Here is an 11,605-nt window from a genome sequence, read left to right as displayed (position 1 = left end):
GTGATAAATTGTGATACGGCGCCGCGTTCTGGCACAGGATGGGTGGGCAGGCGGCACGAGAACTATCTACCGGCGAACAGAGCCGCTGACTGGCGCGCAGCGCGTAGTTCCGTTCCCGGTCGTTGGTCATCTTTGGGAAGTCGAAGTCATTGGTTACCGGCGTAGAGCAGCCTTGATCAGCCGCCAGATCGCGCGATGACGCGGCATGACCTCGAAGATCTGCCCGCTCTTTCCTTCCCGCACGATGCGCAATGCCAGCTCTGCCGTCTCTTCAGCAGTGGTGCCGAAGATGCGCAAGACGCGCGGCAGTTGTTTGATAGCCTCTCCGCCCGGGCCGACAGTCTCGAAGTGGTTGATCATGTCGGTAGGCACCATCCCCGGAGTGAGCACGTTAAAGCGCAAATATGGGTGATCCTGGTAATCACGAGCGAAGGCTTCGGTCAGGCGAACGATGGCCGCTTTCGAGGTGCTATACGCCGAGAGAAAGCGTTGAGCGCGTTTAGCGCCACCGCCGGACAGATTGATGATCTGACCGTTGCGCTGTCTTATCATGTACGGCAGCGCAGCCCGGCAGCCGTAGTACGTGCCGAGCAGATTCACCCGAATGACTTGTTCCCAGGCTTCCGGCGGCACATCGAGCGCATAGCCGAATGGCCCGGAAATGCCGGCATTGTTAACCCACAGATCGATGCGGCCCATACGCTCAACCGCAGTGGCAGCCAGCGCTTCCACTTCAGCGCGGTTGCTCACGTCGCACCGCGCGCCACTCACATTGAGGCCGGCAGCTTGCAGAGTGCGTTCGGCTTCAGCCAGGTTGGTCGCATTGGCTGACGAGATGACAACCTGTGCCCCTGCCCGCGCCAATGCCTCGGCGATTGCGCGCCCGATCCCGCGACTGCCTCCCGTGATCACTGCGGTCAGGTTGCGTAAATCTGTGGTTGTGCGAGCCATAATCTCCTCTTTGCAGCAAAAGCAGGTTGCTTCGCTCAACAGGCAACATAATCGCAAAACAGTTTCAGGCCTTGGAACGGTTACCGTCGCTGAATGGTCAGCCGATCTCCCTCGCGCGTGGCACGGATCGGCACTCCCCGCAATGGTGGCGGCAAGAGCAGATGTCGTCGGTATGTCCCGAGCGAGACGATTAACTCGTCACCACTCACGCTGATACTGAGATCGTCGCGCGCAACGCCGGGTAGTAACAGGCTGAGAGAAGCGTGGTCAGGCGCGCCATATCCAATCGGCGGCGGTTTCGGTACTGGCGGATAGAGTAAATCTTGCCCAATCGCTGCCAGGCGAGTGATTTCCAGCGGGGTGGAACTCAGGGGCAGGCGCAAGAGGGGCAAGTTTGGCCAGCGCGCGCTTACAGCGGACAGCGCGCCAGCCTGCTCTTGAATAAGTGCGCTCAGCGGATCTGGAGTTCCGGAATCAGGTAATAGCGGGCCAACGATCAGCGCATCGAGATTAAGTCCAAAGAGTGGCAGTGCCGGCGCATACAGGGTTGCGGCCCGCAAGCCGGCCTGATCAGGACGAATGACTAACCGCGCGCGCACCCGCGTCGGATCGAGCGCGGCATCGCGCAGTTGCTCGAACTGCACCCGCGCCTCTTGCATCTGCCCGATCTGCTCGAATGGCAGAAGATTGGCCGGTAGAGCAGCCCGGGCCAGCGAATCGCTTGATTGCCCGGGACCGCGGTCAAGACCAAAGAGCTGGCGCATCAGCCAGCGGAAGGTATCGGGCACTGCCAGCGCGCGAAGCAAACCATCAGGTGAACCGGCATCAACACAGATCAGTTGATAACCGCGTCGCGCATGCACAGCCAGACGATACACTGCCAGAAAGAGTTCGAGACCCGGTAGTAAGGGCAGATCGTTGCCGTCAATTGGCGGACCGGGTAACCTGACCCGAGAACGCAATTCATCCCAGGTTGCGCTCAGATCGACCAGTGGGTTGAACGTCCAAAGATCGAGGCTCGGCGCAATCGTTGCCGGTTGGATCGCGAGCGTGGTTCCCAACAGCGCTGCGCAGGCATGGATGGGAGTCAGGCTGGCAAGGAGAGTGTATTGACCTTTGGTAGCCGAAGCTGCTGCGGTAGCGGTAGCGGCAAAAGCGCTCGCTTCGCCGCTAAAGATGATAATCTGCGAGGTGGTGGGCCACATAGGCGCAATCCTGATTGCAGCACAGGTAAAAATACCATGCTTCTGTCGGATATTATATGCAACTTTGCGGCAATGGTGGTAAAGAGCGCCATACCCGGCACACTCATGCTGCCGGTATGGCTCGTTGGCTGGTACTACCGATCAGCTATAATGAGGGCAAACGTCACAGAGCGTTCTTACCATGAGTTTGTCCAGCTCAGGGAGGCGACATGTCAGAATCATTAATGCAACAGCCGCTCGGCGCTATCCTCGATGCTCTGGCTTCGCGCGCGCCCACCCCCGGCGGTGGCAGCGTAGCGGCCTTGACCGGCGCAATGGCGGCTGGTCTGGTGAGTATGGTATGTGAGTTGACGATCGGCAAACCACAATTTGCCCAGGTTGAAGATGAGTTGCGCGCTATTCATGCCCAGGCTGAGCAGTTGCGAGCTGAATTGCAACGGCTGGCCGACGAAGATATTGCCATCTTTAACCGGCTGGCTGCCGCGTACAAGCTGCCTCGCACAACTGAAGCCGATGCGGCAACCCGTAAAGCGGCAATCCAGCAGATTACCCGGCTGGCAGCCGAGGTACCGCTGCGAGTGGCCCAGGCTGCGGCTGCGCTCCTGCCACTCTGCACAACGCTGGCCAGCAATTGCGCCCGGCTGGTAGTGAGCGATGTCGGTGTGGCCGTCTTGCTGGTGCGCGCCACCGTGCAGAGCGCCGCGCTCAATGTCGAGATCAATCTGGCGGCCCTGGAAGATCAGGTCTTTGTGCGTGAAACGCGCGCCCAGTTGCAAGATCTGCTGATCGGGCTTGGTGACGAAGTTGACGGTATCGTCACCATCGTCCGGGGAAGGATGGTGGCATGAGTGCCCAAATCCTGGATGGTCGCGCGCTGGCGCAAGAGCTACGCGCCGAAGTTACCGCCCAGATTGGCGAACTGCGGGCGCAAATCGATCGTCCTCCTACCATTGCCGTTGTTCAGGTAGGCGATGATCCCGCAGCGACCCGTTATGTGCGCAGCATTGATCGACTCTGTCAGGCACTGGGAGCGGCCTGTCGGGCCATTGCGTTGCCGGCGGTGACCGAACAGGCTGATCTTGAAGCAACGGTTGCCGGTTTAAGCAGAGATGACCGGATTGATGGCATCTTGTTGCAATTGCCATTGCCCGCCGGTTTATCACTCGATGGAGTGTTGCATTGTCTCGCGCCGGAAAAAGATCTCGATGGTATCCATCCCATTAATGCCGGCTTGCTGGCGCAAGGCCGGCCTGCGCTTACCCCGAATACACCTGCTGGTGGGATGGAGCTATTGCGCCGTTACGGGATCGAAGTGCGGGGTAAGCGAGCGGCTGTGGTTGGTCGATCGGCTATCGTCGGTCGCCCGATGGCTCTCTTGCTGCTCCAGGCTGATGCAACTGTCACTATCTGTCATTCGCGCACGCCCGACTTAGGCACAGTTTTGCGGGAGTGCGACATTGTAGCCGCTGCTGCCGGTCGGCCCGGTCTGATCACTGCTGATATGATCAAACCCGGGGCAATTGTCATCGACTTCGGCACAAACGTGTTAGCCGATGGCAGCATGGTCGGCGATGTCGATTTTGCGGCGGCGGTTGAAGTTGCCGGCGCGATCACGCCGGTGCCCGGCGGCACTGGCCCGGTCACCAACATGATGCTCATGCAAAACCTGATCAAAGCAACACGCTCTCGATTGGGGATCTGAGCGCAGCTTTGACAGGTAACGCACACGCTCCAGTAAGGCAATGCAGGCATGAAAATACTGGTTCTCGGCAATGATGGGCGCGCCCACGCGCTGGTCTGGAAACTCTTTGCCAGCCCGACTGCTGATGTACTGGTTGCGCCGGGGAATGGCGGCGCGTGCCAGATCGCGCCCCAGGTCGATCTCGATCCCTTACAACCGGCGCAGGTCGCGCAATGGGCATTTAACGAAGGAGTCGATCTGATCGTGCCTGCCGGTAGCGAACCGCTCTGGGCCGGACTGGTTGATGAGGTTGTGAGCATGCACATCGGTGTGTGCGGCGCTTCACAACGTAGTACCCGGATCGAGTGGAGTCGCTGCTACGCCAAAGAGCTACTCCTGCGCTATCAGTTGCCAACGCCGGCAGGACGGTGCTTTACCAGTCTGCCGATGGCCGAAAAGTATCTCGCCGCGCAACGATTACCGGTCGTCTTGCGCGGCGACCATCCGGCTTCTGGCGAAGGCGTGTACCACGACCGCTACACCGCTCTGGAGGCATTGCGCGCGTTGTTCGTTTCGCGACCTGTAGAGGGGAGTAGCCACGGGGTGGTGATTGAGGAACACGTAGCCGGGCCACAGGTCAGCTTTTCCGCGATCACCGATGGCAGTCATCTCATTTCGCTGTTACCAGCGCGTATCTATGACGGCATGGGGCCACAGCCTGACAGTCCGCCGGCGCCAGCGATGGGCGCCATGACCAGCAATTCAACCTATGCCCATAAGCTGAAGGCCTATCTGGAGCGTCACATCATGCAGCCGCTGATGGCAGCCATCGCGCGTGAACAACTGCCCTACTGGGGCATAATCGGCGTTGATTATATCATCGGCGCGCAAGGCCCGCGGATCATCGGCTTGCGTTGTAGTCTGCGCGATATGGAAGCGCAGGCCGTCTTGCCGCGGATGATCGACGATCTGGCCTCCTATTTCGAGGCGGCCATTGCGCGGCGATTGCATCATCTGCCGCCATTGCGCTGGCGCGACGAGGCGACTGTCGCCCTGGCGCTGGTAACTCAGGGGTATCCCCATCACTACCCGATCAACGCTGCCGTTGAAGGAATCAGTGAGGTCGAAGAGGGGGTGCTGGTTTTTCATGATCAGACCGAGTCGCCGTTCATTTTGCGCTACGATCCCGCCCGGCGCGATCGCTTATTTGGTGGCGGCAGCGGTGGGTTGTATTTAACCGGTGGGCACGTCGTGGTTGTGGTGGCGTCAGGCGCAACCCTGGCCGGCGCTCGCGGGAGGGCAATCATCAACGCGGAACGGATCCGGTTTCCGGGACGTACCTACCGCGATGATGTTGGCGCCAGCGAACAGGCATAAGGTGCAACACCTTTCTTCTTTCCTCGTTGGTATCGATTCGCAGTGATCCATGCGCGCTTTGCTACCCCTGGTTGAGGCTATGTTTGGCGCAGATAGAGACTGCATTAAGCGTATTCCTGTTCTCTTGTAAGCGGAGTAATTCAGATGCATCCTGACCTGTCAATCGTTCTGGCAACCGCCGACAATGAGATTGCCGCCTGCTATCCGGTAATGCGCGAACTTCGTCCTCACCTGGAGGAAGCGACCTTCGTTGCGCGCATTCGCCAACAGATGGCGCAGGGCTATCACCTTGCTGCGGTTTGGGTTGCCGGCGAGGTTGTTGCAGTGACCGGCTTCCGGGTAAGCGAAAATCTGGCCTGGGGCCGGTTTCTTTACGTTGATGATCTGGTTACGTGCTCTGATTGTCGCTCATGCGGATATGGCGCCGCACTGCTCACCTGGCTGAAGAAGCAGGCCGTCGCCGAACGCTGCGACCAGCTTCATCTCGATTCCGGGGTGTGGCGCAAAGATGCGCACCGTTTCTACGAGCGAGAAGGCATGCGGCTGAGCAGCTTCCATTTCGTGTGGGATGTGCCGGCGACAGCGTAGATCGATGGTGGTGTGGTTAGTACCAAAGCTTGCCTGCTGGCAACTTTTCTGGCATTGACTTTCATGACGCAGTGTGTTATATTCGAGTCTGTAACGCGCTGCGTTATACGGCTACCGAAACCTGGTAGACTGTGCTATGATAATAACAGGCCATACAAGCATAGAGCAGGAGGCTCTTATGACGACGGTTGAAGAGATTGAGGTTAACGTCCGCCAGATTGACGAAACACCGCCACCGGTCAATCCGAGCGTACAAGTCTTCGAAATTGTGCGTAAGCTGATGCTGGCCGGGATCGGCGCTTTTGCGCTCAGCCGCGAGGAGGCCGAGGCATTCCTCAACCGGCTGGTTGAGCGGGGTGAGCTGGCGCAGAAAGATGCGCAGAAGCTGTTCGAAGAGGCTGCTGAGCGCTTCCGCAAGACGGCGATGCCTCAGGCCGATCAAGTGCAGGCCAATCTGAATAATCTGACCGCGCAGGTTGAAACCGGTTTTGAGCAGTTCCTCAACCGGCTCAATATCCCATCCAAGCGCGACATCGATGAGCTGAGCGCCAAGATTGCCCAGTTGGCCGCTCGTGTTGAAGAACTGCGCCGCGCTCAAGAGACGCCGAGCCGCAGCCGCGCTCGCAGCGAGGCGAAGGAAGAGGGTGGCGATAAGTAGCTGGTCAGGTTTGTTGACGCCGGCGCTGCGGCATTGTCCGCAGTTGCCGGCGTTTTGGCGCAGCGTGTTATAATTGCCGCTGATACTACTTCATCCACGCCGAAAGTGAGGCAAAACGGAAACCTGATCTCGTTGCCTGGTTCGGCTGAGGGCGGCAATACCATGCATGTCATCAAAAAATACGCTAATCGGAAACTCTACCATACCAATCAGAAGCGTTATATCACGCTCGACGGCATTGCCCGGCTGGTGCAAGAGGGCGAAACGGTTCAGGTACTCGACAACGAAACCGGCGACGATATTACGGCCAATATTTTGGCGCAGGTTGTATTGCAGGCCCGCGGTCGCAACTCGCCGCTGCCGACCAATCTGCTAACCGGTCTGATCCAGGTTGGCGGCGATACCCTGACGACGCTGCGGCGCACTCTCTTCAGTTCGCTCGGTGGAGACGATCTGATCGAGGCTGAAATTGGTCGGCGCATCGATGTGCTGGTGAACGAAGGCGAATTGTCGCCTGAAGAAGCCGATCGCTGGCGCAGGCTTCTTTTGCGACAAGAGTTTGCTCGTGACGCGCGCAACCAGCTTGCCGATCGAATAGCTGACGTGCCCACGCGCAACGATGTTGAGCGGCTTCACGCTCAAATTGATGCCCTGGCCAGAACAGTTGAGCAGTTACTGCGCCGGCGTTGAAGTGTTCAGAACATAGTAGCAAAGAGGCAGGCTATGCATCGCAGCACGACGGCTCTGGTTCTGGCAGGTGGTGGTGTCGCCGGCGCCGCCTACGAAATTGGCGCGCTCTGCGCGATCGATCAGGTACTGGAACATCTCTCTGTCAACGAATTTGATATCTACGTCGGCACCAGTGCTGGGGCATTGATTAATGCCTGCCTCGCTAACAATATGTCACCGCGCACGCTGATTAGCGTGCTCGAGAGTTCGCTGCTCGGGATCGATCAGCTCGAACCCCACCATCTCTACCAATTGAATCTGGCCGATTTGTTGCGGCGGGCGGCTCATTTGCCTGGCGCGCTGGCGCATGCTATCCAGCGCTGGTTGCGTGAAGGAAGTGAAGCTTCTTTACTCGATCTGATCGAGACCCTGGCTGTGGGTTTGCCGACCGGTCTATATGACTCACAGGCCCTTGAACGCTATCTGCGAGTAGCGCTCGAACAGCCTGGCCGCTCGAATCGTTTTACCGACCTGGATCGAGAACTGGCTATCATCGCGACCGATCTCGATACTGGCGAGCGGGCAGTGTTTGGCTTGCCGCCGTTGGAAGATGTCCCGATTTCGCTCGCCGTGTGCGCATCAGCCGCCATCCCCATCTTTTACCGTCCGGTACGGATCGGTGACCGTGATTATATCGATGGTGGCCTGCGTGGCACGGCCAGTCTCGACGTGGCCATTGAGCGTGGGGCAGAGTTGATCGTTTGTATCAATCCGATGGTGCCGTTTGACAATCGTCGTCATCCGCCCGGCGCGGCGATCAGCGATCAAGGCATTCAGCGCATCGGAAATCAGGTCTTTCGCACCTTTATTCACGCCGGTTTGCACTACCACATCAAGCAGGTTCGGCGCCGGCACCCTGAGGTTGATATTATTCTGATCGAGCCATCGCGGCATGATCGAACGATGTTTGCCGAAAATACGATGCGCTTTCGCACTCGTATGACGATTGCCCGTCACGGATTCGAGAGCGTGGCGCGTCATTTGTGTGATCACTATCCGTATTATCGGACAATGATGGCCCGCCACGGCATTTCGATCACCGATGAGCGGATCCGGCAAGATTTGCGAAACCTGGAGATGGCCGGCGATAATCCGCACCTGGTGCGCGCGGCGCTGGTAACGGGTGGCTCGTTGCATACTGCGCCGGAAGGATTAGCATCAACCCTGGCTGAACTGGATCGTCTGTTGTCGCGGCTTGAAGTCGCCCGTTGACATGATCGTCTATATTGCTTATCCAACCAGTCTCAATCTGCAATCGGCCAATGCATTGCAGACTTATACTACGTTGCGTGAGTTGCGCGCGCGTCGATCCGATACCCTCGCCCTCATTCCACGTTGGGGCCTGGAACCGAGCCGATTCAGCGAGGTGGGCGCTGTGCATTTGCCGCGTCCGGCAATCGGGAAGTTGTCGCGTTTCTACAAGAGTACGCTGCTTTACTATCTTGAGCATTCGGCGTTTGCCGCAATGACGGCAACGCTGGTTGCCCCTCTCCGACCCAACGTCGAGGCGGTCTACATTCGGCAGCCAATTATTGCTGCCTGGTGGGCCGGTGTCTTTGGGCCTCGGCTCAGCATACCGGTGATTTACGAGGCGCACGATCTCGAGTCACGCAATCCCTCGCGCGCCAAAGAGCGGTGGGCGCGCGGGTTGCTCGATCTGATCGACCGGACTGCCATCTGCCGCGCGACTGCCGTGGCTTCACTGACCGACGATTTTCGCCGATTGCTGGCTCAGATCGGGTGGCGCGACCCGGCAGGTGTTGCGGTGATCCCTGACGCTTACGATGAACGGATCTTTGCGCGTCAGGATCGGGCCGCGTGTCGCGCTGCGTTGGGCCTACCACCTGCCGCGCCGATTGTGGCCTATGCCGGGATGACCTTCGCTCATCGCTGGCTCGACGGTCTGCTCAGCGCTGCGCGCGCGCTCCGCGCAACCCATCCGGCGCTGATTACTCTGATTCTGGGTGGTCGCCCTGGCGAGCGGGCAGCTCTCGCGGCGCATGCGATCAGTGAAGGTTTGCGTGTGGCTGAAACGACAGCGATGTCTGCCGATCTCTACCTGTTGCCGCCGCGTCCACAGACGGAAGTAGTGCGCTGGCTGGGCGCGGCTGATGCGCTGGTGATTCCCGATACCGTAACCGATGTGACGGCTTCGCCGTTGAAGCTGTTCGAGTATATGGCGTTAGGGTTGCCGGTTGTGTTGCCGGCTTTGCCGGCACTATACGAAATCTTGCCGCCGCATCTGGCCTACAGCTTTCCGCGCCGCGATCTGGCCGGTTTGCAGGCAGCGCTTACCGCTGCGCTGGCTGAAACTGATCCGGCATTGCCGGCGGCGCGACAAGCGCTCGCCGCCGAACATACATACGGTCGGCGAGCTGAACGGATTCTTGCCCTCATCGAACGGATCCGGGTAGTGTGTTAGCGGCGCTGGCGCAATCACTCGATGGGTGCCTGCCAGAGGCAGATGCGGCCATCGTGAGCGCCGGTTGCCAGCAACTGACCATCGGGGCTAAAGCTCAGGCAGCTTATGCCGGCGCTATGTTCAAGTGTGAGCGCGAGGGGTTGCCCGTGTTCGATGTGCCAGAAACGCGCGCTGCGATCTTCACTCACCGATGCCAGGATCGGTAAGCGTGGGCTAAATGCCAGTCCGCGCACCGGCGCGGTGTGACCCTGAAGTGTGTCGAGGGGGTGGCGGTCTTTGAGGCGCCATAATCGGATGCTAATGCCGCTGCTGGCAGCGATGATGGCACTGTCCGAATTGAATGCCACGCTATAGATAAACGTGTTAAAACCACTGATCGGTTCAAGTGCCTGTTGATCGGCGACACGCCAGAGGTAAATGGCGCCATCGTAACAACCGGCTGCCAGGAATAATCCATCTGGTGAAAAACTCAGCGAATGGACGAATGGGCAGGTCAACAGGCCGATCGGTTCGATACTATCCTGCCGGATTTCGTAGAGAGTGATAGCGCTACCCCAGCCGCCAACTGCCAGATACCGACCATCAGGACTGAAACTGACACTCTCAATCGGGCAGGCGGGATGTTGAATAATTCGCATCGTTTGCCAATCGGCAGCGCGCCAGATCCGCGCGGTTTCATCATCGCTGCCGGTAGCGATCAGTTTGCCGTCAGGACTAAACGCAACCGAACGAACGCTGCTTTCGTGGCCGCGGAGACTGGCGATCTGCTCGCCGCGGCTCACATCCCATACACCGACGGTGTAATCATCATATCCGGCCAGCAAGAGGTTCCCATCAGGGGAAAAAGCGAGGCTGCGCACCTGACTGCCGGTGACCAGGCGCCGAAGCATTGTGCCGACCGGTGTTGGCGTTGGCGCTGACGGAGTAACGGTTGGCGCCGGCGTCGATGGTGGTTGTGTGTCGGTGGTGTCAGGCGCTGATACTGCTACCGGTTGTGGTATCGGTTGAATCGGGGCCGATGCCTTCATTCCAACTGGCCGTCCGCGCAGGCGATGCAACGCCTCACGCATCTCACGAGCTGACTGAGGGCGCTGATCGATCAGGGTGGCCATGCCTTGTTCGATCAGTTGGGCGAGTCCCTCCGGCACGTGGGGCGCAAGGCTTCGAATCGGGCGCAAAGGATCGGGCTGACGATTGATCAAACTGGCCATGCGGGTCATCGCATCGGTCGGCAGCACGCCGGTTAACAGGTGGTAGAGCGTGGCCGACAGTGCATAGATGTCGCTGCGCGGATCCGGATCGCCATCGCGCATCTGTTCATACGGCGCATACGGTGGAGTAAAGCCGTACACTTTGCGCGTTCCCGATCCGTCAATGCCGGCGGAAATGGTCATGCCACCGCGGGCCAGGCCAAAATCGAGCAGGATGATGTCGTGACTCGGGGTCAGTTTAAGGTTCTTCGGCTTAATATCGCGATGAATTACCGGCACTGGCCGGGTATGTAAATAATGCAAGACATCGAGTAGTTGATCCATCCACTTCACCACCATCGGCAGTACCTGAGGTGACGCAAAGCGGCGGCCAAGGCGGGCAAGCTGGTTACCGAGATCTTCGCCGTGGATGAATTCCATCACCAGAAACTGACCCTGCGGGTCGATGAAGTGGTCGATCACGCGCGGCAGGGCCTGGTGGCGCAAGCGGGCCAGAATCTGCGCTTCACGCTCGAATGCCTGGCGATACGCCTCATCATTGAAGAGAGTTTGCTTTAAAGCCACGTCAATGCGTAGCCGTAGATCACGCGCCTGATAGACAGCACCCATGCCGCCTTTAGCGATTTGGGCAATGACGCGATACCGGCCCTGCAAGACTGTTTCTGGCGCAAGCATGCCCAACACTCCGAGCAGAAGCGGACACAGTGAACCGTATTATAACAAATTGTCGAAGCAGCGCCGAACCAGATCGCCGCTTCGACCGTAGGGAGTGTTGACGATAAA

At 58.9% G+C, this 11,605-nt stretch carries 11 protein-coding genes; 8 read left to right on the top strand and 3 right to left on the bottom strand.

Features of this window, described 5'->3' with window-relative positions; translation table 11 throughout:
- Positions 1-153: 153 nt before the first annotated feature.
- The gene (locus Q0650_RS17750) at positions 154-951 is read right to left on the bottom strand and encodes an SDR family NAD(P)-dependent oxidoreductase (protein ID WP_298821432.1); all 798 of its coding nucleotides are present in this window, start codon (positions 949-951) and stop codon (positions 154-156) included.
- A gap of 80 nt (positions 952-1,031) precedes the next feature.
- The gene (locus Q0650_RS17745; protein ID WP_298821429.1) at positions 1,032-2,156 is read right to left on the bottom strand and encodes an ArsA-related P-loop ATPase; all 1,125 of its coding nucleotides are present in this window, start codon (positions 2,154-2,156) and stop codon (positions 1,032-1,034) included.
- 209 nt (positions 2,157-2,365) lie between these two features.
- Here Q0650_RS17745 and Q0650_RS17740 point away from each other — a divergent pair, with 209 nt between their 5' ends.
- From Q0650_RS17740 to Q0650_RS17705, 8 genes are all read left to right on the top strand, one after another.
- On the top strand, positions 2,366-3,004 hold the full coding sequence (locus Q0650_RS17740; RefSeq protein WP_298821427.1) for a cyclodeaminase/cyclohydrolase family protein: 639 nt from the start codon (positions 2,366-2,368) through the stop codon (positions 3,002-3,004).
- Positions 3,001-3,858 (top strand): bifunctional 5,10-methylenetetrahydrofolate dehydrogenase/5,10-methenyltetrahydrofolate cyclohydrolase, encoded by an 858-nt coding sequence (locus Q0650_RS17735; protein ID WP_298821425.1) that lies wholly within the window; start codon positions 3,001-3,003, stop codon positions 3,856-3,858. The genes Q0650_RS17740 and Q0650_RS17735 overlap by 4 nt, the downstream gene beginning before the upstream one ends.
- Before the next feature lie 48 nt (positions 3,859-3,906).
- Entirely contained in the window at positions 3,907-5,214 is a 1,308-nt protein-coding gene (locus tag Q0650_RS17730; RefSeq protein ID WP_298821423.1) for a phosphoribosylamine--glycine ligase, read from the top strand.
- Positions 5,215-5,358: 144 nt separating this feature from the next.
- The gene (locus Q0650_RS17725; RefSeq protein WP_298821421.1) at positions 5,359-5,802 is read left to right on the top strand and encodes a GNAT family N-acetyltransferase; all 444 of its coding nucleotides are present in this window, start codon (positions 5,359-5,361) and stop codon (positions 5,800-5,802) included.
- 178 nt (positions 5,803-5,980) lie between these two features.
- The gene (locus Q0650_RS17720; protein WP_298821419.1) at positions 5,981-6,460 is read left to right on the top strand and encodes a phasin family protein; all 480 of its coding nucleotides are present in this window, start codon (positions 5,981-5,983) and stop codon (positions 6,458-6,460) included.
- Between the two features lie 162 nt (positions 6,461-6,622).
- Complete coding sequence (locus tag Q0650_RS17715) at positions 6,623-7,150, top strand: polyhydroxyalkanoate synthesis regulator DNA-binding domain-containing protein (protein ID WP_298821417.1); 528 nt, start codon at positions 6,623-6,625, stop codon at positions 7,148-7,150.
- A 33-nt stretch (positions 7,151-7,183) separates the two neighbouring features.
- Positions 7,184-8,401, top strand: coding sequence for a patatin-like phospholipase family protein (locus Q0650_RS17710; protein ID WP_298821415.1), 1,218 nt, complete (start codon positions 7,184-7,186; stop codon positions 8,399-8,401).
- A 1-nt stretch (position 8,402) separates the two neighbouring features.
- Positions 8,403-9,611, top strand: coding sequence for a glycosyltransferase (locus Q0650_RS17705; protein ID WP_298821413.1), 1,209 nt, complete (start codon positions 8,403-8,405; stop codon positions 9,609-9,611).
- Positions 9,612-9,625: 14 nt separating this feature from the next.
- Here Q0650_RS17705 and Q0650_RS17700 read toward each other — a convergent pair whose 3' ends face one another.
- A complete protein-coding gene (locus Q0650_RS17700) occupies positions 9,626-11,497 on the bottom strand; it encodes a protein kinase domain-containing protein (protein WP_298821411.1) in 1,872 nt (623 codons plus the stop codon).
- Positions 11,498-11,605: the final 108 nt, after the last annotated feature.

It is taken from the genome of uncultured Chloroflexus sp. (genome assembly GCF_937129525.1).
GTDB lineage: Bacteria > Chloroflexota > Chloroflexia > Chloroflexales > Chloroflexaceae > Chloroflexus.
Note: the sequence above shows the minus strand (reverse complement) of the source record. Positions and strands in the feature narration are given on the sequence as shown.